Origin of the sequence: Streptomyces sp. NPDC006610 (genome assembly GCF_040611575.1) — a bacterium.
Classification (GTDB): domain Bacteria; phylum Actinomycetota; class Actinomycetes; order Streptomycetales; family Streptomycetaceae; genus Streptomyces.
In genome coordinates this window covers 1-20,354 of sequence record NZ_JBEXOP010000040.1, presented here as the reverse complement: position 1 = coordinate 20,354, position 20,354 = coordinate 1, and the positions used below count along the sequence as shown (strand labels likewise).

Below are 20,354 nucleotides of genomic sequence, written 5' to 3'. Positions count from 1 at the left end.
GCGTTCACAGTAGAGAAACATCCCGGACACTTGTCAATGGTTGTTGCTGTGCGGTTATGTTGGGCTCGCACCGCCGAAGACGTGTGTGCACGTTCCCAAATGATCGATACCCGGGAGACACCCATGCCGGACACCACCCCCAGGGGCCTCACCAGGCTCGCCTTCGGTGGGGACTACAACCCCGAGCAATGGCCGGAAAACGTCTGGCACGAGGACGTCCGGCTGATGCGCGAGGCCGGCGTCTCGATGGTGAGTGTCGGGATCTTCTCCTGGGCCCTGCTGGAACCGGCGGCGGGGGAGTACGACTTCGGCTGGCTCGACCGCGTCCTGGACCTGCTGCACGAGGGCGGCATCCGTGTCGACCTGGGCACCCCCACGGTCGTGCCGCCCGTGTGGTTCTACCGGGCGCACCCCGAGGCGCTGCCCGTGCGCGAGGACGGCACCCGCTACGAGTTCGGCTCGCGCGGCGCCATCTGCCACAGCAACGCCGACTACCGCGCCGCCGCCGCGAACATCGCCACGCGGCTCGCCGAGCGCTACGGCGACCACCCGGCGCTGGCGATGTGGCACGTCCACAACGAATACGGCGTGCCCGTCTCCGCCTGCTACTGCGACTCCTGCGCGGCCCACTTCCGCCGCTGGCTGGAGACGACGTACGGCACGGTCGACGCCGTCAACGAGGCCTGGGGCACCGCCTTCTGGGGCCAGCGCTACACGGACCTGGAGCAGATCAACCCGCCCCGCGCGACCCCGACGGTCGGCAACCCCGGGCAGGCACTGGACTACAAGCGCTTCGCCGACGCCACCATCCGCGAGAACTTCCGCATGGAGCGGGACATCCTGCACCGGCTGTCACCGGGCGTGCCGGTCACCACCAACTTCATGACCGCGCTCAGCCAGTGCGACTCCCTGGACTACTGGGCCTGGGGCCGCGAGGTCGACCTGGTCACCAACGACCACTACCTGATCACCGACGGCCGCCGCACCCACGTCAACCTGGCGATGGCCGCCGACCTCACCCGCTCCGTCGCGGGCGGCGCTCCCTGGCTGCTGCTGGAGCACTCCACCTCCGGCGTCAACTGGCAGCCCCGCAACCCCGCCAAGGCCCCCGGCCAGATGGCCCGCAACTCGCTGGCGCACGTCGCCCGCGGTTCCGAGGGCGCGATGTTCTTCCAGTGGCGCCAGTCCCGGCGCGGCGCCGAGAAGTTCCACTCGGCGATGGTCCCGCACGGCGGCACCGGGACCCGGGTGTGGCGCGAGGTGGTCGAACTCGGCAAAGCCCTCGACGCGCTCGGCGAGATCCGCGGCACCCGCACGGTCGCCGACGCGGCCGTCCTGTGGGACTGGCAGTCCTGGTGGGCGCAGAACCTCGACTGGCGCCCCAGCGAGGACCACGACGCCCGCGAACGCGCCGACGCCTTCTACGAGGCCCTCTACGACCGCCACCTCACGGTCGACTTCGCCCACCCGGAGGCCGACCTGTCGGCCTACCCCCTCGTCGTCGTGCCCGCCCTCTACCTGATGACGGAAGCGGCCGGCCGCAATCTCACCCGGTACGCGGAGGGCGGCGGCACCCTGGTGGTGTCGTACTTCTCCGGCATCGTCGACGAACACGACGCCGTGCACGACGGCGCCTACCCGGGGCCGCTGCGGGAGGCGCTGGGACTGACCGTGGAGGAGTTCTCGCCGCTGCTGCGGGACGAGACGGTCCTGGTCACCGGCCCCGACGGGGTGGCGCTGGAGGCCGACGTGTGGACGGAGTTCGTCGTGCCGCGCGGCGCCGAGACCGTGTGGACGTACGCCGACGGGCTGACCGCCGGCCGCCCCGCCGTCACCCGGCACCGCCTCGGCGAGGGCACGGCCTGGTACGTCTCCACCCGCCTCGGGCGCACCGGCCTCGACGCGCTCCTCGGCCGGGCCGCCGAGGACGCCGGCCTCGCGCTGCGCCAGGACCTGCCCCGCGACGTCGAAGTGGTGCGCCGCACGGGCGATTCGGGCACCTTCCTGTTCGCCCTCAACCACACCGCCTCCGACGTCAAGGTGCCGCTGGACACGCCCGGCACCGAGCTGCTGACCGGAGAGCGGGCCGCGGGCCGCCTCGCGCTGCCCGCCGGAGCCGTACGGGTCGTCCGACTCGACGGCTGAGCCGACTCCCCTCCGCCCGCGCGTGCCACGAGAGCCGCGGGCGGAGGGGCCCGCCCCTCGCCGCCATGGACGGGGCGACTCTCATCCCCATCACGTCGAAGGGACGACGGACGATGAAGTTCCATCCCAGACGCACCCTCATGGCCCTGCTGCCGCCGCTGGCCGCCGGGCTCGCCCTCGCCACCCTGCCCGCCCAGAGCGCTCAGGCCGCGAGCACGCTCACCAACGGCGGGTTCGAGGCCGACGGCGCGGGCGCCGCCGCGCCGAGCGGCTGGTCGGAGTACGGCTCGACCGCCGCGTCCTTCGCGGAGTCCGGCGGCCGCAGCGGGGGCTACCGGCTGAGCCACTGGGCGTCCACCGCCTACAAGGTGGAGACGTACCAGTATCTGTCGGGGCTCACCAACGGCAACTACAGGCTGACCGCGTGGGTCCGCTCCGGCGGCGGCCAGAAGTCGGCCTACATAGCCCTGAAGAACTGCGGTGGCGCCGAGCAGCGCACCGACATCCCGGTCTCGTCCAGTGGGTGGATCAGGATCGTCGTGCCGGTCAATGTGACCACCAACCAGTGCACCATCAGCGTCAACAGTGACGCGAACGCCGGCAACTGGATCAATGTGGACGACCTGACCTTCGCATCGGGCACGTCCGGCACCACGATCAAGGGCGCCGACGTCTCCTCCCTGCCCAAGAGCGAGGCCAAGGGCGGCGTCTACAAGACCGCCTCGGGCACCACCGGCGACGCCCTGGCCATCCTGAAGTCGTCCGGCATGAACTACGCGCGCCTGAAGGTCTGGGTGAACCCCGCCGACGGCTACAACAACAAGGCGCGCGTGCTCGCCATGGCCAAGCGGGTCAAGGCGCAGGGCATGAAGCTGCTGGTGGACTTCCACTACTCGGACACCTGGGCCGACCCCGGCGCCCAGTCGAAGCCGGCCGCCTGGGCGGGCCACACCTACACCCAGCTCAAGGCGGACGTCTACAACCACACCTACGACGTCCTGAACGCCCTCAAGGCGCAGGGCACCACCGCCGACATGGTCCAGGTCGGCAACGAGATCAACGGCGGCATGCTGTGGAACGAGGGCTCCACCAGCAACTGGGCACAGCTCGCCGGACTGCTCAACAGCGGCTATGACGCGGTCAAGGCGGTCAACACGTCGACGCCGGTCGCGCTGCACCTCGCCAAGGGCGGCGACCTGACCGGCACCCGCTGGTGGTTCGACAGCGCGGTGGCCAACGGCGTGAAGTTCGACGCGATCGGACTGTCGTACTACGGCTACTGGCACGGCACCCTGTACGACTTCCAGACCACGCTGGACGACGCCGCGGCCCGCTACGGCAAGCCGGTCTTCGTCGCCGAGACGGCCTACCCCTTCCGGCTCGACAGCGAGGACGCCCACGAGAACATCATCGACCTGGCCGAGGAACTGGTCCCCGGCTACGCGGCCTCCACGGCCGGGCAGACGCAGTGGATGAAGGACATCGCGAGCATCGTGGAGGCCGTCCCGAACGGCCGCGGTCTCGGCGTCTTCTACTGGGAGGCCACCTGGACCGCCCGCACCGGCAACGGCTGGGACCCCACCGATCCCGCCTCCGGCAACGGCTGGGAGAACCAGGCCCTGTTCGGCTACGACGACCGGGCCCTGCCCGCGACGGCGTGGTTCAGCCACCGCTGACCCACTGAGCCGCACCGGCGGACACCGGCCCGGCCGCGGGAGCACGCACCCCGCGGCCGGGCCGGCGCCGCGTTCCCGGGCCCTCGCCCGCCGCGCCCCGCGCCGGGAGGCCGTACTAGCCTGGGCACGGCCGCGATCACCCCCCGGCGGCAGGGGCCCAGTAGGAGACGTACGACCATGACAGCCCGGCCCGTTCCCACGAACAGGCCCGCGCGGCACCCCGCACGGCCTCCGGCGTGGCGCGACCGGGCGCCGGTCCTCGCGGTGGTCTCCGTCGGCGGCGGAATCGGGGCCGCCGCCCGGTACGCCGCCGGCCTGTGCTGGCCCACGCCCGAGGGCGGGTTCCCCTGGGCGACCTTCTGCGTCAACGCCGCCGGATGCGCGGCGATCGGCGTGCTGCTGGTCGCCGTCACCGAACGGGGCACGGCCCACCCGCTGGTCCGGCCGTTCCTCGGCACCGGAGTGCTCGGCGGGTTCACCACCTTCTCCACCTACGCCGTCGACGTCCAGCAGCTGTTCGACACGGGCCGCACGGGCACCGCCCTCCTCTGCCTCGCCGGGACCCCGCTCGCGGCGCTGGCGGCGGTGTGGCTCGCGGCGACGGCGGCCCGCCGCGCACCGACCCGGAGGCAGACATGACCCGACCGGCCGGCCCCGCCCTGCGCCTGACCGTCCTCGTTGCCGAGAGCGACACCTGGCACCACCGCCCCGTCCACACCGAGATCGTGCACCGCGCCCACGCGGCCGGTCTCGCGGGCGCCTCCGTCTTCCGGGGCGTCGAGGGCTTCGGGGCGTCCTCCCGCATCCACACCTCCCGGCTGCTCTCGCTCAGCGAGGACCTGCCGGCGGCCGTCGTCATCGTCGACGCCGAAGAACGCGTCCGCGCCTTCCTGCCCCAGCTCGACGGGCTGATCGGCGGCGGGCTGGTCACCCTCGAACCCTGCGAGGTCGTCCAGTACCGGGCCCGGGGCGAGGGGAGAGGCGGCGGACGATGAACTGGTTGCTGGTCGTCGCCGGCGCCATGGTCGGCGCCCCGCTGCGCTATCTCACCGACCGCGCGGTGCAGTCCCGGCACGACTCCGTCTTCCCCTGGGGCACCTTCGCCGTCAACGTCGCCGGCAGCCTGATCCTCGGCCTCCTGACCGGCGCCGCGGCGGCCGGCGCGGCCGACTCCCGCCTCATGCTGCTGCTCGGCACCGGACTGTGCGGGGCGCTCACCACGTACTCGACCTTCTCCTACGAGACCTTGCGGCTGGCCGAAACCGGGGCCGGGGGGTACGCCGCGCTCAATGTCGCCGGCAGCGTGGCGGCGGCGCTCGCGGCCGCTTTCGCCGGGATGGCGGTGGCGCGGGCGGTGTGGGGCTGAAGGCGGGGCAGGGCCCGGGGGAAAGCGGTCCGGGTCTGGGCAGCAGCTGACCGGCAGCGCCCGATGTCGCCACCACTCAGTCACGCAGCACCGCTCCGGGGTGGGAGCACCGCTCCGGGGTGGGAGCACCGGTCACGGGGGTGAGAGCACCGTTCCGCCGCTCTTGGGCGGGAGCACTGCTCCGTAGAGGGAACGCTGCTCCAGGCGAGAGCGCCGCTCCGGGGCGAGAGTGCCGCTCCGGCCGAGAGCGCCGCTCCGGGCCGAGAGCGCCGCTCCCGGACAGAGCCGGGCCCGACCCCGGGGGAAGACGGTCCGGGGGCAGGGCCGTTCCCGTGCGGGCGGCTCCTGCCGCGCCGTGTCCCGGCTGAAGCGTCCGCGGGGGACGGTCACGCCGAGTGGCGGCAGCGTGCGAACGGCCCGGAGCCGATGCACGACCCGCCCGAGACGCACGACCGCCGCTTGACAGGCGCACGGCCCGCGCCCGACCATCGCTCCCGTGAACCTGTCAGACAGCCAGACAGGTGGACTGCCCGCACCACGCCGCGTCGGCGCGATGGAAGCGGTGCTCACCCACCTCCGCGGCGCCATCGAGCGCGGCGAGTACGCCATCGGCGACAGACTGCCCTCCGAGGCGGAGCTGTGCCGCACCCTCGAGGTGTCCCGGCCCGTGCTGCGCGAGGCGCTGCGCGCGCTCGGCGCCCTGGGGCTGACGGTCGCCAGGACCGGCAAGGGCACCTTCGTCGTCGCCGACCGCGTCGACGACCCCACGTTCGGCGACTACGCCGCCAGCCACCTGCTGGAGGTGCGCCGCCACGTCGAGATCCCCGTCGCCGGATACGCCGCCGTGCGCCGCACGCCGGAGAACCTCGACCACCTCGCCCGTTTGCTGGAGCGGATGGAACGGGAGACCGACACCATCGCGTGGGTCGCGATGGACACCCTCTTCCACCTCGCCGTCGCCGAGGCCGCGCAGAACCCGGTCTTCCGCCGCGTCATCGAGGAGATCCGCGACGCCCTCGCCCGCCAGTCCGCGTTCCTCAACGAACTCGGCGGGCGCCGCGAGCAGTCCAACCGCGAGCACCGTGCCATCGTCGAGGCGCTCGCCGACGGCAGCGAGCAGGACGCCGTCGCGGCCATGGCCCACCACCTCGACCGGGTCGAGACGACCCTCACCGACATCGTGCGCTCCGCATCCCCCGCGCCCGCCACCCGTCCCGAACCCGCCACCCGTCCCGAACCCGCCACCCGTCCCGAACCCGCCACCCGTCCCGAACCCGCCACCCGTCCCGCCCCCACCCCTCCCGAATGAACCAGGCAGCCATGCACAGCAACTCCGTCGCCGCGGCGCCCCCCGTCCGCGAGCCCCGGCACGTCCCCGTCGCCCACGTGATACGCGGTGGCATGGTCGAGGGCGTGCACCACGGGTCCGTCGTCGTCCTCGGACCCGGCGGCGGCACCGCCTTCCGGCTGGGGGACGCCGACGCCGCCTTCTACCCGCGCTCGGCGGTCAAGCCGCTCCAGGCCGTCGCCATGGTCCGCGCCGGACTCCCGCTCGACGGTGCCCTGCTGTCGCTCGCCGCCGCCAGCCACTCCGGCGAGGACCGCCACCTCGATGCCGCCCGCCGCATCCTCCGCCTCGCCGGACTCACCGAGGACGCCCTCGGCAACGTCGCGGACCTGCCCCTCGGCCCGGCCGTCCGCGACGCCTGGCTGCGCGCGGGCCGAGCCCCTTCCCGCCTCGCCCAGAACTGCTCCGGCAAGCACGCCGCCATGCTGCACACCTGCGTGGTCAACGGCTGGCCCCTCAACGGCTACCTCGACCCCGCCCATCCCCTCCAGCAGGCGATCGCCGCGGCCGTCGAGGACCTCACCGGGCAGCACGTCGCCCGGGTGAGCATCGACGGCTGCGGCGCGCCCCTGTTCGCGATCTCCCTCACCGGCCTCGCCCGCGCCGCCGCCCGGATCGTCACCGCCGCGCCCGGCACCCCGGAGGCCCGGGTCGCCGACGCCGTGCGCGAGCACCCGGAGATGGCCTCCGGCGCCGGCCGGGACGTGGCCGAACTGATGCGGGCCGTCCCCGGGCTGCTCGCCAAGGACGGCTACGAGGGCGTCCAGGTCGCCGCCCTGCCCGACGGCCGCGCCGTCGCCGTGAAGATCGCCGACGGCGCCACCCGCGCCCGGATCCCGGTCGTCGCCGCCGCACTGGCCCGGGCCGGCGTCGACCCGGAGCGGCTCGCCCCGTTCACGGGCGAGCCGCTGCTCGGCGGCGGCCGGCCCGTCGGCGCCGTCCGCGCGGCGCCCGCGCTGGGGACGCCGCCCGTCTCCGCGTGCGCCTGAACACGGCGCGGCGCCGGGCAGGCCGCGGGGACCGGCGGCCCACCTGCGCAGGAGGAGCGCCGCTCACGCGCCGGTAACACGTCGGCCCACGGCCGGAAGGGCACCCGTCGTTTTCCGGCCACCCGGCGTTGACACGCTGACCGAGTGTTGGCCATGGCTTCTTCCGTCAATCTCCGCCGCTGTCAGATCCTGGGACTGGGCGGCACCGCATGCCTCGCGCTGGGCGGCGAGACGGCCGGAGCCCTCCCGGTGCGGGAACTGCTCTCCCCGTCCTCGGCAGGCGCGGCCCTCGGTCTGGTCGGCGTCTACTTCGGCGTCGTCCTGCTGATCGCCGCCTGGGCGCTGCTCGGCCCGCTGCTCCGCGGCCCCCAACCGCCCACCCCGCGCGCCCTGCTGCTGGTCCTGGCCACCTGGGCCGCCCCGCTGCTGCTCGCCCCGCCGCTGTTCAGCCGGGACGTCTACAGCTATCTCGCGCAGGGCGCCATGGTCGAGGCCCGGATGGACGTCTACGCCCACGGGCCGTCCACCCTCGGCGGCCCGCTCGCCGATGAGGTCGCCCCCGTCTGGCAGCACACCGCCGCCCCGTACGGCCCCGTGTTCCTGGCCGCGGCCTCCGCCCTGTCCGGGCTGACCAGCGGCGAACTCCCGGCCGGCCTGATGGGGATGCGGCTGCTGGCGCTGGCGGGCGTCGCCCTGATGGCGGCGGCCCTGCCGCGGCTGGCCCGGCACTGCGGCGCCGACCCGGCCGCCGCGCTGTGGCTCGGCGCGCTGAACCCGCTGGTCCTGCTGCACCTGGTGGCCGGCGCCCACAACGACGCCATGATGCTGGGCCTGCTCGGCGTCGGCCTGGTCGCGGCGCTCGGCGGCAGGCCGGTCCTGGGCGCCGTACTGATCACGCTCGCCGCCCTGGTCAAGGCGCCCGCCGTGCTCGGGCTCGCCGCGATCGTCGTCCTGCGCATGCGCGGCGGCCACCGCCCCGCCCGGGCGATCGCGGTGACCGCCCTCGCCTCGGCCGCCACCACCGTCGCCGCGACGGCCGCCGCCGGCACCGGCTATGGCTGGATCGCCGCCCTCAACACCCCCGTCTCGCCGCACAACTGGGCGCTCACCAGCCTCCTCGGCCGCGCCACCGGCGCCCTCCTGGAACGCCTCGGCAGCGACCTCGCGCCGCTGGCCGTGCCGGTGTGGCATCTGATCGGCCTGGCGGTCACCGCAGGCCTGCTGCTGCTCATCTGGCTGCGGCTGCGTCCCCGCCCGGTCTACGCCCTCGGCCTGAGCCTCGCGGCGGTGGCGGCGTTCGGTCCCGCGATACGGCCCTGGTACGCGCTGTGGGGGCTGTTCCTGATCGCCGCGGCGGCTCCGGACACCTCGGTGCGGCACCGGGTGGCGGCCGTCACGGGCGTGCTCGCGCTCGCCGTACTGCCGCACGGCGGCCCGGCCGACCTCGGGCAGCTGCTCCTCGCGGTCTGCGGCGGCGCGCTCGGCGTGGTCGTCCTGTGGCAGGCCCACCAGGCGACGCAGGCCCCGGCCCTCGGGCGGGCGGCATGAGAGCGCCCGCCACCGACCGGGGACGGCTGCTGGTCGTCGTGTGCGCGGCGGTCGCCGTGACGGTGTTCACCGCGACCGTGCCGCTCCTGCGCGACTGGTTCGACCTGCGTGTCTACCACGGCACCGTGCACACCTGGATCCACGACGGCGGACGCATCTACGACTACCGGGTGCCCGGCACCGTGTACGGCTTCACCTATCCGCCGTTCGCCGCCGTCGCCATGCTGCCCATGGCGCTCGTCGGGATGACCGCGGCCGTCGTGATGTCGCTGCTGCTGAACCTGACGGCGCTCGCCGTCTCGCTGCGGGTCCTCACCGGGCGGGCCTGGAAGCGCCACGGATGGTACGGCTGCGCCCTGGCCGCCTGCGCGCTCGCGCTGTACGAACCGCTGCGCGACACCTTCAGCTTCGGGCAGGTCAACGTCCTGCTGCTGGCCCTGGTCCTGGTCGACGCCTGGCTGCTGAGCACCGGACGCGGCCGGTGGGCGGGGATCGGCATCGGCCTGGCCGCCGCGATCAAGCTCACGCCCGCGCTCTTCATCGGCCTGCTGCTGCTCGCCGGCCGGCGGCGGGCCGCCGCGCTCGCCACCGGCGTCGCCGCCGGGGCGACGGGCCTGGCCGCGCTGATCGCGCCGGACGCCTCGCGCTTCTACTGGACGCACGCCATGTGGGACACCACCCGGGTGGGCCGGCTGGACTACGTCTCCAACCAGTCGCTGCAGGGCGTGCTGGCCCGGCTGGACGTGGAGGGCCACGCGGCGTGGGCGTCGGTCGCCCTGACGGTGCTGCTCGTGTGGGCGTGGCGGGCCCGCCGGGCCGTCGCGGCCGGGGACTGGTACGCCGCCTTCGCGCTGACCGGACTGACGGCCTGCCTGGTCAGCCCGATCACGTGGGTGCACCACCTGGTGTGGCTGCTGCCCTCGTTCGTGCTGCTGGTGCGGGCCGGGCAGCCGCGGGTGGCGGCGGCGCTGTACGCGGTGCTGTGCACCAGCGTGGTCTGGCTGTGGTTCGACGACGCCTCGGGCGTCGACGGGTTCCTCGGCGCGAACACCTACGCCTGGATCACGCTCGGCCTGCTGCTGTGGCTGCCGGCCGGTCAGACCGCCGCCCTGTCCTTCCGGAACCGGCGCACCAGCACGGCCGCGGCGACCGCGCCGAGGCAGGCGGCCGCGGCGATCGCGGCCGTCGCGACCACCGGCTCGTCCTCCGGGGCGGCCGCAGCGACGGCGGGCACGGGCTCGGGCGGCGGCTCCGGCCCGGGACGGGGGGCGCTGCGCAGACCGTCCAGCGAGCCCACCGGATCGACGAACCCGGTCGCGCCGAAGCCCCAGTCGAGCAGCGACCGCGCCTCCTCGTAGACGGCGAGACCGCCGGCCCGGCGCGGGTCGAGCACGGTGACGAGGAGGGTCCGCCCGCCCCGGCGGGCCGCGGCGACGAGGGTGTGGCCGGCGCGGCTCGTGTAACCGTTCTTGACGCCGATCAGGCCGGGGTAGCGGGGCAGGCCGGCGCTGCCGGTCAGCAGCCGGTTGGTGTTGCGGATGCCGAAGGTCGTCCCGCCCGGGCCGGGGAAGCCGGCCTCGACGGTGGCGCAGTAGTGCGCGAAGTCGGGGTTGCGCAGCCCCGCGCGGCCGAAGACGGCCAGGTCGTACGCCGAGGAGACCTGGCCCGGCGCGTCGTAGCCGTCGGGGGAGACGACCCGGGTGTCGTGGGCGCCCAGGGCGCGGGCCTTGGCCTGCATCCGGGCGGCCGTGGCGCGCCAGCCGCCGTTCAGCCCGGCCAGGACGCGCACGGCGTCGTTGCCGGAGCTGAGGAACACCCCGCGCCACAGATCGGAGACCCGGTAGATGCCGCCCTCGGCGACGCCGACGAGGCTGCTGCCCGGGCCGATGCCGGCCAGGTCGCTGCCGGTGACGCGGTGCTGGACGCCGGCGGGCAGGGACGGCAGCAGCGTGAGGGCGAACAGCGTCTTGAGGGTGCTCGCGGGCGGCAGTCTGCGGTGCGCGTCGCGTGCGGCGAGCACCTCGCCGCTGTCGGCGTCGGCGACCAGCCAGGCTCGCGCGGTGACGTTCGGCACCACGGGGGCCCCGGGCCGGGGCCGCACCTGTGTGCCGGCGCGGTACAGCAGCGCGGGGCGCGGCGCCATCATCCGGGAGCCGCCCGGCGCGCCGGGGTCCGCACCGGCGTGGGTGGCCGCCGCGGCGGGCGCGAGGGCGAGGGCGCCCGTCAGGCAGAGGCCGCATCCCGCCATGGCCACCCGGGAAGAGAATCCGATCGTCATACGGATCACGCTAGGAAGGGGTGGCATCCGCGCCCCGCTGCCCGGGCCGAGGACCGGGCGCGTGCACCCGGATGCCGTACCGGAATCGGCGTGTCGCCGTCAGGCCGTGGGCAGCGTCGGCTGGACGCGGCGCAGGAAGGCCGCGTTGTCGGGGGTCTCGCGCAGGCGCTGGAGCAGCGTCTCCAGGGTCGACTCGCCGTCGCGGCCGTGCAGCGCGCGGCGCAGACCGCGCACGGCGGCCGACTCGGCCGGGGTGAGCAGCAGCTCCTCGCGGCGGGTGCCGGAGCCGGTCAGGTCGACGGCGGGGAAGACCCGGCGGGAGGCGAGTTCGCGGCTGAGCCGCAGCTCCATGTTGCCGGTGCCCTTGAGCTCCTCGAAGAAGAACTCGTCGGCGCGGGAGCCGGTCTCGACCAGGGCGGTGGCGAGGATGGTCAGCGAGCCGCCCTCCTCGGCCAGGCGCGCGGCGCCGAAGAACCGCTTCGGACCGGTCAGCGCCGCCGCGTCGACGCCGCCGCTGAGGGTACGGCCGCCGGACGCGGCGGCGTTGTTGTGCGCGCGGCACAGCCGGGTCAGGGAGTCGAAGAGGATCACGACGTCCTCCCCGGCCTCCACCAGCCGCTTGGCGCGCTCGATCACGAGGTCGGCGAGGGCGGTGTGCTGCTTGGGCGTGCGGTCGAAGGTCGAGGCGTACACCTCGCCGCGCACCGAGCGCCGCATGTCGGTGACCTCCTCGGGCCGTTCGTCGAGGAGCACCACCATCAGCCGGCACTCGGGGTGGTTGCCGGCGACGGCCGCGGCGATCTGCTGGAGCAGGACGGTCTTGCCGGTCTTGGGCGGGGCCACGACGAGTCCTCGCTGCCCCTTGCCCACGGGGGCGAAGAGGTCGGTGACGCGGCCGGCGAGGCCCGCGGCGGGGTGTTCGAGGCGCAGCCGCTCACGCGGGTGCAGCGGGGTGAGGTCGCGGAAGTGGCGACGGCCGCGCAGCTCGTGGTGCGGGCGGCCGTTGACGTGCCCGACCTCGGTCAGGGCGCCGTCGCGCCCGGTGCGCAGGCCTTCGACGAGGTCGCCGGCGCGCAGGCCGTGGCGGCGGATCAGCGCCGCCGGGAGCTGGGGGTCCTCGGCCGTGGGGATCAGGTCCGCCGCCCGCAGCCGGCCCTTGCCGGCGGCGTCGATCTCGAGGAGGCCGCCGACGGCCCGGGCGGCGGGCGTCTGCTGGACGGGAGGGCGTTCGAGTGTGGTGGTCACGAGGGTCGGTCCTTTCGAGGACGGAGGGCGCGAGAGACGCGAAGTGCGGGATGCGATGGGGGAGCGGCCGCGAGAGCGGGAGGCTGCGCACCGCGCGTACGGTGCGGTGCACGTCCGTACGGCTTGCCTCCGGGGCGGCGTGGAGAGGCACCGGGCGCGTGGAGCGCCTGTGCGGGGAAGCCACTGCACCGGCCGGAAACGCGGACGGTGGGGCTGGGGGGAGAGAATGGCACCGGCGCCTTTGACGTGGCGTACACAAGTGCTGCCTGCACGCTAGCACACGTCCGCCGACCGCCGCTGTGATGTGCGCCTCTCGCCTGCCGGGCCCCGCGTCTGCGGCCTGATCCGAGCGGGAGGCCCTAAGCTGACGCCGGTGTTCAGCCCCGAGGGTCCCAGTGTCCGTGAACTCGCCGTGCAGGCGCTGTCGTCCGTGCAGCGCGGCTACGACCTGCTCGCGCCGAAGTTCGACCACACGCCCTTCCGTACGCCCGACACGGTGCTCGACGCCGTCGCCGCGGCGCTCGGCCGGACCGGCCCGTTCGACTCCGGCCTCGACCTGTGCTGCGGCACGGGGGCGGGGCTGGACGTGCTGGCGCGGGTGTGCCGGCGCAGGGTCACGGGCGTCGACTTCAGCGAGGGCATGCTGGCCGTCGCCCGGGAACGTCCGCCGTCGGCCGGGGGACCGGAGGTCTCCTGGGTGCGGGCGGACGCCCGTGCGCTGCCCTTCTCCGCCTCGTTCGATCTGGTCGTCAGTTTCGGGGCGTTCGGGCACTTCCTGCCGCGCGAGCTGCCGGGACTGTTCGCCGGCGTGCGCGCCGTGCTCCGTCCGGGCGGCTGCTTCGCCTTCCCGGTGGCCGCACCGCCCCGCACGTTCTCGCGCGGGTACTGGACGCTGTTGGGCTTCGACGCGGTGATGCGGGTGCGCAACGCCGTGTGGCGCCCCCCGTTCGTCATGTACTACCGGGCCCTCCGGTTCGACGTCATGGTGCGGGAGTTGGAGCGCGCCGGGTTCGACGTGCGGCTGCACGCGCTGCCCGAGTCCGGGCGGCGGCCCGACGGCAGCCCGCGGGCGCGGATGGTGGAGGCGCGCCGCCGGCCGGAGCCGGGCGGCGCGGTCAGTGCGGGGCGGGCATTGTGAACTCGTAGACCAGCGCGTCCCGCTGGGCGTCCACCACCAGGTCGGTGATCTCCAGCGGGCGGTCGTACTGGTCGTGCACCAGGCGGGTGACCCGCACGGCCCCGGCGCAGGGCAGCGGAGTGATGGCGTCGCGGTGGCGCAGGGTCAGGCCCGCCGCGCGCATCCAGTCGTAGGCGCGGTGCAGTTGGGCCGAGGCGGTGCCGCCGGCGCGGTCGCGGTAGCGGCCCAGCTCCTCCACCTCGGCGAGGGCCACTGCCGAGAACGAGGTCACCGCCCTGCGGCGCCCGCGGCCGTCGGCGGCGGACGACTCGTAACGGTGCATCAGCGTCGCTCTGCGCGGGGCCAGTCGCAGGGCCTGGGCGTGCTCCGGCGGAGGCGTCTCCCAGGTGACGGTGGCCCGGTCGACGGCCCGCTGCTCTCCGCCGGTCCGCGCGCCGACCGGGAAGGCGAGCGACGCCGGGCGTTCGAGCGGCGGCCCGGACAGCACGGCGTGGGTGCCGCGCCGGTCGGTGGTCAGCAGGCCGTCGCGGCGCAGCACCTGGAGCGCCTGCCGGACGGTCGTCCGGCTGACCTCGAAGTGCTCCGCCAACTGCCGTTCGCCAGGGAGGCGTTCACCGGGCGGGATGGTGCCGTCCCGCAGGTCGCCCAGCAGTTGCCGGGCGATCCGCCAGTAGACGGGTGAGCGGGGGGACGGGGTGGTGCGGGCCATGCCGGGCCCTCCTGTGGTGACGTGCCGTAGCCGTGCGGGCTCATTGCGCCACTAGACCTATCATTGGTCTAAACCACTGCGGAAGCCGGGTCCGGCGGTTCGGCCGAAACAGCGCGGTCCCGCCGGTCGTCACAGGGCGCTGTAGACGGCCTCCACCAGCGCCATTTTGCGGGGGTCGTCGGCGATGTGCGGGCCCATGCGGTTCATCGTGTACCCCAGCGACACCCCCGCCTCCGGGTCGGCGAGCCCGCAGGAGCCGCCGAACCCGTCGTGGCCGAAAGCTCGCGGATTGGGCCCGTAGGAGCCGTGCGGCCCGCTCAGCCACAGGCCGAGCCCGATCTCGGTCTCGTGCGCGAGTCCGGCGCCCAGCACCAGGTCGCGGCAGCTGCCCTGCCCCTCGCGCACCCGCTCGGCCGCCTCCGGGGACAGGATCCGGCGCCCGTCGTGCGTGCCGCGACCCGCGAAGACGCCGTACAGCGCGGCCACGGCCCGTGCCGTGCCGTGGCCGTTGGCGGCCGGTATCTCGGCGGCCCGCCACCGTGCCGTGTTGGCCTCCGCGGCGCCCACCGGGGGGTTGGCCAGTGCGGCGAGCGCGACGGGCGGCAACTGCCCGTAGGCCGCCGCCCGTTCGTCGCTTGCCGGTGAGCGCCGGTGCTCCAGCTCCGCGACCCGGCCCGCATCCTTCTCCGGCAGGCCGATGGTGAAGTCGACGCCGAGCGGCCCGGTCACCTCCCGCGCCAGGAACGCGCCCGGCAGCAGCCCGGAGATCCGCCGCACCACCTCGCCGACCAGGTGACCGTAGGTGAGCGCGTGGTACCCCGACCGCGTCCCCGGCTCCCACCAGGGCTCCGTCGCCGCCAGTCGGGCCGTCGTGGTCTCCCAGTCGCACAGGTCGGCGAACGAGTGCGGTTCCCGCAGCCCGGCCAGCCCGGCGCGGTGCGACAGCAGATGCCGTACGAGCACCCTCTCCTTGCCGGCCGCCGCGAACTCGGGCCAGTACGCCGCCACCGGCGCGTCGAGGTCGAGCAGCCCCCGGTCGGCCAGGATGTGCGCGCACAGCGCCGTCGGCCCCTTCGACGTCGACCACACGTTGACCGGCGTGTCGCGTTCCCAGGCACGGGTGCGCCCCCGGTCGGCCCAGCCGCCCCACAGGTCGGCCACCGTCACCCCGTCGACCGTGACGGCGACCGCCGCGCCCAGCTCGTCCCGCTGGCGGAAGTTCTCCTCGAACGCCTCGCGCACCGCAGCGAAACGGCTGTCGCAGTGGCCCTCGATGACCGGTTCGCGCTCGGACACGGCCCCTCCCTCGTCTCTCGTCCGCCGTCCGTCGGCCGCACCGGTCCGCCGTGGCGCGCACCGGGCGCACCGAACGTACCGACTGGTCGGACTGGAGGGAAGTGGGCGGACGCCCCGGGACCGGCCGGCCGGGGGCGCCCCGCGGGATCCGCGGCGGTCAGATGTACGACCGCAGCCAGCGCATCCGCGCGGCCTCCTGGAAGGGGCCACCGCCCTCGTGGTCGTTGAACTCGTACACCTCGATCGCCTTCTCCTCGTGCGCCCAGGCGTTGAAGGCGGCGAAGACCGTGGACGGCGGGCAGGTCTGGTCCTCCAGCGCCGCCGAGAACAGGGCGGGCGCCCGGCCGCGCGCGGCGAAGTGCACGCCGTCGAAGTACGACAGGGTGCGCTGCACCTCCGCGGTGCGGCCCCGGTGCGTCTTGAGGTAGAGGCCGACCTCCCGGTACGGGTGGCGGTCGGTCGTCGTCGTCGCGCGCGGGAAGTCGCACAGGAACGGCACGTCCGGCAGGACGGCGGTCAGGTCGGGGACGAGCCCGCCGACCGCGATCGAGATGCCGCCGCCCTGGCTCGCGCCGAGCGCAACCGTGCGGGACGCGTCGGCCAGGGGGTGCGAGCGGGCCGCCTCCACCGCGCGCACCGCGTCCGTGAACACCCGCCGGTAGTAGTAGTTCTCGGGCGCGTCGATGCCGCGCGTCATGAAACCGGGGTAGGAGGGGGCGCCGCCGACCGGGTCGGGGGTGCCGCCACCGCCGCCCCAGGCGCTGCCCTGGCCGCGGGTGTCCATCATGAAGTGAGCCCGGCCCGTCGACGCCCACAGCAGGTGTTCGTGCGGCAGCCCGCGCCCGCCGCCATAGCCGACGAACTCCACGACGAGCGGCAGCGGTTCCTCGGCCCCGGCGGGCAGCCGCAGCCAGCCCTTCACCGGGTGGCCGCCGTAACCGGCGAACGTCACGTCGAAGACCCGCACCGTGGACAGGCCCGTGTCGACGGGTTCGAACCGGGCGTCCAGGTCGAACGAGCGGGCCTCCTGGAGCGTCTTGGACCAGAAGGCGTCGAAGTCCTCGGGCTCCGTGGAGTCGCTGCGGTACTCGCGCAGTTCGTCGAGCGGGAGATCGAACAGGGCCATGGGCGACCGCCTTGTTGCGCAGGAGAGCTGGTAATGATCACACCGTACGTGTCCGCCGTGATCGATCGCCAGAGCCGACCACCTGGTGAGCGGACCGGCGGCTCAGACCCTGCGCGACCAGCCCGGCTCGACGCGGGCCCAGTCGCGATCCCATTCCCGCAGGCGACGCCGGTCCGCCGCCCGGCGCACGGCGGCGTGGACGAGCAGGACGACGAGGACCGTTCCCCCCGTCGTGGCGAGGGCCAGGCACAGGGTGTGCCGCCAGACCGCCGCCGCGTCCGCGGGCGGCGGCACCGCGCGGCCCGCGCGTCGAACCACACGTCGGCCCGGTCGCCCGCGCGGGTGCCCGCCGGGACCCGCGCCTCGCCCGTCCGGGCGCCACCGCCGGGCTCCGTCCAGCGCACGGTCGCCCGGTAGGCGTACCCCGGGCCGCCGTGCGACAGCGGCAGCGTCTCGGGTGCGCAGCCGGTCACCTCGGCGGTGACCCGCTGCCGCTCCGCCCGCTGGGCCGCCGCATGTGCCCGGGCGTCGCCGTACGCCCACCGGCCGACCGCCGCCCCGGCCCACGGGGCGCAGAGGAACAGCGCAACGGCCACGGCCAGGACCGTCCACGCCTCGACGACCTCCGACCGGCGGCGCAGGGGGTTGGGCCGCCGACGCCGGCCGGGCGCCAGGGTCCGCATCCGCCGCCTCCTCGCCGCGCGTACGAGTGCCACACGACCTCGTACCCCGTCGAGGAGGCTTCCTGCACGGGCGCGGAAGGCGCTTCGGGGGTGTTCAGCCGAAGCGTTCGACGCGGATGCGGTCCACCGGCTGGCCGGCCGCGACCAGCAGCCGGGAGGCGTGCTCGGCGAACGCGTCGGACCCGCACACGTACGCCTCCCACCCGCCGGCCGGCGGCTCGGCCAGCAGCGGCGCGAGGTGCGAGGCCGCCAGCCTCCCCACCGGCACGCCCGGCGGGGCCGAGCGCGTGAACACGGGTGTGGTCTCCGCGCCGTACTCGCGCGCGAAGATCAGGTCCTGTGGGCTGCGCGCGGACACCAGCAGCCGCAGCGGCACGGACAGGGCGCGCGCCCGGTGGTGCCGGACCATCGACATCAGCGGTACGACGCCGGAGCCGCCGCCGATCAGCAGTGCGGGCCGGTCGCCGGGCCAGGCGAAGAAGCCGCTCACCGGGCCGCGCACCTCCAGGCGGTCCCCGGGCCGGGCCAGGGTGTGGAACCAGCCGGAGACCTCGCCGCCCTCGACGTGGTCCAGGGTCAGCTCGACGTGCCCGGAGTCGTCGGGCGCGGACGCGAGGGAGTAGTGGCGCTGGGCGGTGTAGCCGTCCTCGGCGGTCAGCCGCAGCAGCAGGTGCTGACCGGGCACATGCCCCGCCCAGCCGGGCACGGCGAGCCGGAACGTGGCCACGCGCGGGGTCTCGCGGCGGATCTCCGTGAGGGTGGCGGGCTGCCAGACGTTCGCCGTGGCGTTGCTCACCGCGATGCGGCCGGGCACCGCGAACCGGGTCGGCGGCGTGAAGGCCGCTGTCGTGTCAGTCACCGGAGTACCGCTGCTCCTCCCAGGGGTTGCCGCGCGCGTGGTAGCCGTTCTGCTCCCAGAAGCCCGGCTCGTCGTGGTCGAGGACGCGCAGGCCCGCGATCCACTTGGCGCTCTTCCAGAAGTACAGGTGCGGCACCAGCAGCCGCGCCGGGCCGCCGTGCTCCGGGGCGAGCGGCCGGCCGTCGTACTCCCAGACGATCCAGGCCCGGCCGCCGGTGAGGTCGGCCAGCGGCAGGTTGGTGGTGTAGCCGGTGTGGGAGTAGGCGACGGCGTGGGTCGCCTCCGGGAGCGGGCGGACCCGGTCCAGGAAGGCGTCCAGGGACACGCCGCCGAAGCGGACGCCGAACTTCGACCAGCTCGTCACGCAGTGGATGGCCCCCTCGTACGCCGACGCGGGCAGCTCGTGCGCCTGCGCCCAGTCCCAGGTGCGCTCCTGTTCGACCAGGCCGTCGACGCGGAACGTCCAGTCGGCGGGCGCCAGCTCGGGAGTGACCTCGGCGGACAGGACGGGCCAGTCGTCGCCCGCGTCGTACTGCCCGGGCGGCAGCCCCGGGTCGTGGACGCGCGGGCGCCCGGTGAAGCCTCGGGTGACGTTCATGCGGGCGGTGCCTCCAGCGGTGGTTACTCCTTCAACCGTAACGGGCGGTGGGGCGACCGCCCGCGGCGGCGTCCCGCTGGGATAGGGTGGCCGCCGGCCGTGGTCGGTCCCGGCCGCAGGAACCGAGGAGGTGAGTCCCGTTACCGCTGTGTCAGGTCGGGTGCTCTCCCCTCGCGACGGCGCGGGTCGCCGGCAGTAGGCGACCGCGGGAGCGCCCTTCGGATTCCGGAAGGCCTTCGGCTGCATGTCCCTCACTTCGTCACCCTCTCCCCCCTCCACCTCGCCCTCCTGCCGTGCCTCGGTGGCCGCCGCACTGCGCGCCGCCGGCTGCGTCTTCGCCGACGACGAGGCCGAGCTGATCCTCTCCGCCGCCCGCACCCCGGACGAGGCCGCCGCCATGACGGCCCGCCGCGGCGCCGGGCTGCCGCTCGAACTCGTCATCGGCTGGGCCGAGTTCCGGGGGCTGAGGATCACCGTGGAGCCCGGCGTCTTCGTGCCCCGCCGCCGCACCGAGTTCCTCGTCGAGCAGGCCCTGGCCCTCGCCCCGGACGCCTCCGTCGTCGTCGACCTGTGCTGCGGCTCCGGAGCGGTGGGCGCCGCCTTGGCCGCCGCGCTCGGCCCCGTCGAACTCCACGCCGCCGACATCGACCCCGTCGCGGTCGAGTGCGCCCGCCGCAACATCGCCGGGCACGGAGGACGGGTGCACCGGGGCGACCTGTACGAGGCGCTCCCCGGCGAGCTGCGCGGGCGCGTCGGCATCCTCGCGGCGAACGTGCCCTACGTCCCCACGGCCGAGGTCGGCCTGCTGCCCGCCGAGGCCCGCGAGCACGAGCCGCTCACCGCCCTCGACGGCGGCGCCGACGGCCTCGACGTGCTCCGCCGCGTGGCCTCGGACGCCGCGGCCTGGCTCGCCCCCGGTGGCTGCCTCCTGACGGAGACCGGCGAACGGCAGGCCCCGGCGGTGCTGGACGCCTTCGCCCGGGCGGGGCTGACCCCGCGCCTGGCGGTCTCGGAGGAGCTGTACGCGCATGTGGTGAGCGGGCGGAAGGGGGCGGGCGGCTGAGCGGGAGGACAGCGAGGGATCACGGGCCGCTCGCAGTCCGCCGGAGGCGCGGGCGGACGCAGGACGGCCGGCGACCGACCGTGGGCCGGGCCGGGGCTGCCGGGCCCTCGGGGGGCGACACGGGCGTGCTGCGCCCGGCCCCGGCCCTGCGAGCAGCGGGCGCGGGGCGTGGCGGCCCGGCCGGGCTGCCCGGGCCGTGGGGGGGGGGGGGGGGGGGGGGGGGCGGGGGGGCCCCCCCCCCCCCCCCGGGGCGCCCCCCCCCGGGCCCGCCCCCCCGGGGGGAGCCG

At 75.1% G+C, this 20,354-nt stretch carries 18 protein-coding genes and 1 pseudogene; 11 read left to right on the top strand and 8 right to left on the bottom strand.

Annotated elements, in window-relative coordinates:
* Window positions 1–123: 123 nt before the first annotated feature.
* From ABZY13_RS26800 to ABZY13_RS26760, 9 genes are all read left to right on the top strand, one after another.
* Window positions 124–2,145 (top strand): beta-galactosidase, encoded by a 2,022-nt coding sequence (locus ABZY13_RS26800; RefSeq protein ID WP_356635084.1) that lies wholly within the window; start codon window positions 124–126, stop codon window positions 2,143–2,145.
* 113 nt (window positions 2,146–2,258) lie between these two features.
* Window positions 2,259–3,821, top strand: a complete 1,563-nt coding sequence (locus ABZY13_RS26795) for an arabinogalactan endo-1,4-beta-galactosidase (protein WP_356635082.1) — start codon at window positions 2,259–2,261, stop codon at window positions 3,819–3,821.
* Between the two features lie 177 nt (window positions 3,822–3,998).
* Entirely contained in the window at window positions 3,999–4,460 is a 462-nt protein-coding gene (crcB, locus tag ABZY13_RS26790) for a fluoride efflux transporter CrcB (protein ID WP_356635080.1), read from the top strand.
* Entirely contained in the window at window positions 4,457–4,816 is a 360-nt protein-coding gene (locus ABZY13_RS26785) for a DUF190 domain-containing protein (RefSeq protein ID WP_356635078.1), read from the top strand. The genes crcB (ABZY13_RS26790) and ABZY13_RS26785 overlap by 4 nt, the downstream gene beginning before the upstream one ends.
* Window positions 4,813–5,187: a fluoride efflux transporter CrcB gene (gene crcB, locus ABZY13_RS26780; protein WP_356635076.1), complete on the top strand. Its 375-nt coding sequence runs from the start codon at window positions 4,813–4,815 to the stop codon at window positions 5,185–5,187. The genes ABZY13_RS26785 and crcB (ABZY13_RS26780) overlap by 4 nt, the downstream gene beginning before the upstream one ends.
* Before the next feature lie 496 nt (window positions 5,188–5,683).
* Window positions 5,684–6,496: an FCD domain-containing protein gene (locus ABZY13_RS26775; protein WP_356635074.1), complete on the top strand. Its 813-nt coding sequence runs from the start codon at window positions 5,684–5,686 to the stop codon at window positions 6,494–6,496.
* A gap of 11 nt (window positions 6,497–6,507) precedes the next feature.
* On the top strand, window positions 6,508–7,524 hold the full coding sequence (locus ABZY13_RS26770; RefSeq protein ID WP_356635072.1) for an asparaginase: 1,017 nt from the start codon (window positions 6,508–6,510) through the stop codon (window positions 7,522–7,524).
* Between the two features lie 153 nt (window positions 7,525–7,677).
* Window positions 7,678–9,072 carry a polyprenol phosphomannose-dependent alpha 1,6 mannosyltransferase MptB gene (mptB, locus tag ABZY13_RS26765; protein WP_356635070.1) on the top strand — a complete coding sequence of 465 codons (1,395 nt, stop codon included), beginning with the start codon at window positions 7,678–7,680 and terminating at the stop codon, window positions 9,070–9,072.
* Window positions 9,069–10,430 carry a glycosyltransferase 87 family protein gene (locus tag ABZY13_RS26760; protein ID WP_356635068.1) on the top strand — a complete coding sequence of 454 codons (1,362 nt, stop codon included), beginning with the start codon at window positions 9,069–9,071 and terminating at the stop codon, window positions 10,428–10,430. The genes mptB and ABZY13_RS26760 overlap by 4 nt, the downstream gene beginning before the upstream one ends.
* 38 nt (window positions 10,431–10,468) lie before the next feature.
* On the opposite strand, the pseudogene ABZY13_RS26755 reads toward ABZY13_RS26760, so the two are convergent.
* Both ABZY13_RS26755 and rho read right to left on the bottom strand, forming a co-directional pair.
* Window positions 10,469–11,215: pseudogene (locus ABZY13_RS26755) on the bottom strand (serine hydrolase); the annotation flags it as partial.
* A gap of 234 nt (window positions 11,216–11,449) precedes the next feature.
* Entirely contained in the window at window positions 11,450–12,595 is a 1,146-nt protein-coding gene (gene rho / locus ABZY13_RS26750) for a transcription termination factor Rho (RefSeq protein ID WP_356635066.1), read from the bottom strand.
* A gap of 373 nt (window positions 12,596–12,968) precedes the next feature.
* On the opposite strand from rho, the gene ABZY13_RS26745 reads away from it, so the two are divergent.
* Complete coding sequence (locus ABZY13_RS26745) at window positions 12,969–13,733, top strand: class I SAM-dependent methyltransferase (RefSeq protein ID WP_356635064.1); 765 nt, start codon at window positions 12,969–12,971, stop codon at window positions 13,731–13,733.
* On the opposite strand, the gene ABZY13_RS26740 is transcribed toward ABZY13_RS26745, so the two are convergent.
* The 6 genes from ABZY13_RS26740 to ABZY13_RS26715 form a co-directional block, all read right to left on the bottom strand.
* Window positions 13,711–14,442 carry a GntR family transcriptional regulator gene (locus ABZY13_RS26740; RefSeq protein WP_356635062.1) on the bottom strand — a complete coding sequence of 244 codons (732 nt, stop codon included), beginning with the start codon at window positions 14,440–14,442 and terminating at the stop codon, window positions 13,711–13,713. The genes ABZY13_RS26745 and ABZY13_RS26740 overlap by 23 nt on opposite strands.
* A 129-nt stretch (window positions 14,443–14,571) precedes the next feature.
* Window positions 14,572–15,738 carry a serine hydrolase domain-containing protein gene (locus tag ABZY13_RS26735; RefSeq protein ID WP_356635060.1) on the bottom strand — a complete coding sequence of 389 codons (1,167 nt, stop codon included), beginning with the start codon at window positions 15,736–15,738 and terminating at the stop codon, window positions 14,572–14,574.
* Window positions 15,739–15,895: 157 nt separating this feature from the next.
* Window positions 15,896–16,864: an acetylxylan esterase gene (locus tag ABZY13_RS26730; RefSeq protein ID WP_356635058.1), complete on the bottom strand. Its 969-nt coding sequence runs from the start codon at window positions 16,862–16,864 to the stop codon at window positions 15,896–15,898.
* Window positions 16,865–16,966: 102 nt separating this feature from the next.
* Entirely contained in the window at window positions 16,967–17,182 is a 216-nt protein-coding gene (locus tag ABZY13_RS26725; protein ID WP_356635056.1) for a hypothetical protein, read from the bottom strand.
* A gap of 459 nt (window positions 17,183–17,641) precedes the next feature.
* Window positions 17,642–18,406 carry a ferredoxin reductase gene (locus ABZY13_RS26720; protein WP_356635054.1) on the bottom strand — a complete coding sequence of 255 codons (765 nt, stop codon included), beginning with the start codon at window positions 18,404–18,406 and terminating at the stop codon, window positions 17,642–17,644.
* A complete protein-coding gene (locus tag ABZY13_RS26715; RefSeq protein WP_356635052.1) occupies window positions 18,399–19,004 on the bottom strand; it encodes a sulfite oxidase-like oxidoreductase in 606 nt (201 codons plus the stop codon). The genes ABZY13_RS26720 and ABZY13_RS26715 overlap by 8 nt, the downstream gene beginning before the upstream one ends.
* 244 nt (window positions 19,005–19,248) lie before the next feature.
* Between ABZY13_RS26715 and ABZY13_RS26710 the strand changes: the two genes are divergently transcribed.
* Window positions 19,249–20,067, top strand: coding sequence for a putative protein N(5)-glutamine methyltransferase (locus ABZY13_RS26710; protein ID WP_356635050.1), 819 nt, complete (start codon window positions 19,249–19,251; stop codon window positions 20,065–20,067).
* The last annotated feature ends 287 nt before the right edge of the window (window positions 20,068–20,354 follow it).

Coding starts and splice junctions, on each gene's coding strand:
- ABZY13_RS26800 (WP_356635084.1), top strand. CDS start 124: ATGCCGGACACCACCCCCAGGGGCCTCACCAGGCTCGCCTTCGGTGGG.
- ABZY13_RS26795 (WP_356635082.1), top strand. CDS start 2,259: ATGAAGTTCCATCCCAGACGCACCCTCATGGCCCTGCTGCCGCCGCTG.
- crcB (WP_356635080.1), top strand. CDS start 3,999: ATGACAGCCCGGCCCGTTCCCACGAACAGGCCCGCGCGGCACCCCGCA.
- ABZY13_RS26785 (WP_356635078.1), top strand. CDS start 4,457: ATGACCCGACCGGCCGGCCCCGCCCTGCGCCTGACCGTCCTCGTTGCC.
- crcB (WP_356635076.1), top strand. CDS start 4,813: ATGAACTGGTTGCTGGTCGTCGCCGGCGCCATGGTCGGCGCCCCGCTG.
- ABZY13_RS26770 (WP_356635072.1), top strand. CDS start 6,508: ATGCACAGCAACTCCGTCGCCGCGGCGCCCCCCGTCCGCGAGCCCCGG.
- mptB (WP_356635070.1), top strand. CDS start 7,678: ATGGCTTCTTCCGTCAATCTCCGCCGCTGTCAGATCCTGGGACTGGGC.
- ABZY13_RS26760 (WP_356635068.1), top strand. CDS start 9,069: ATGAGAGCGCCCGCCACCGACCGGGGACGGCTGCTGGTCGTCGTGTGC.
- ABZY13_RS26740 (WP_356635062.1), bottom strand. CDS start 14,442: ATGGCCCGCACCACCCCGTCCCCCCGCTCACCCGTCTACTGGCGGATC.
- ABZY13_RS26730 (WP_356635058.1), bottom strand. CDS start 16,864: ATGGCCCTGTTCGATCTCCCGCTCGACGAACTGCGCGAGTACCGCAGC.
- ABZY13_RS26715 (WP_356635052.1), bottom strand. CDS start 19,004: ATGAACGTCACCCGAGGCTTCACCGGGCGCCCGCGCGTCCACGACCCG.
- ABZY13_RS26710 (WP_356635050.1), top strand. CDS start 19,249: ATGTCCCTCACTTCGTCACCCTCTCCCCCCTCCACCTCGCCCTCCTGC.